Here is a 425-nt window from a genome sequence, read left to right on the forward strand (position 1 = left end):
TTATTATATCTTTTGCCTGAATTGATAAATTTGCTTTTTCTGGCAATTTAACCTGAACAATTGGATCTCCAACAAGTAAATTTGTAAGTTTATATAATAAATAAGAACCAGAATTTGAATACGTATTCACAATACTATTCTTAGTTAGTAAGTGCATTTCGCCAATTGATTTACCCGGATTACCAATATTTAAATTAAACCAAAAATTAGGTGCTGTATAAGCTGTACTTGTATAACCTAAAGAACTATTTCCAATATATGCTATTGCTTTTGCATTTATTTTACAAGTTGCAATTTCACTAAAAGATAATATGTCTGGTTCCCCAAATTTTCCAGTAGAACAACCAAAATCTATTATTATTGGATATAGATTTTTTTTACTATTTAATTGAGTTATATCATAAATTCCATTATCCCATGTAGAT

At 26.8% G+C, this 425-nt stretch carries 1 protein-coding gene; it reads right to left on the reverse strand.

Annotation, left to right across the window (positions count from 1 at the left end; all coding sequences use genetic code 11):
• Nucleotides 1-425, reverse strand: a 425-nt coding sequence (locus K9U41_RS23360; protein ID WP_282643218.1) for a C25 family cysteine peptidase, incomplete at both ends; no start/stop codon positions are given.

The sequence above is a fragment of the Xanthobacter autotrophicus genome, assembly GCF_029991245.1.
Taxonomy (GTDB): domain Bacteria; phylum Pseudomonadota; class Alphaproteobacteria; order Rhizobiales; family Xanthobacteraceae; genus Xanthobacter; species Xanthobacter autotrophicus_C.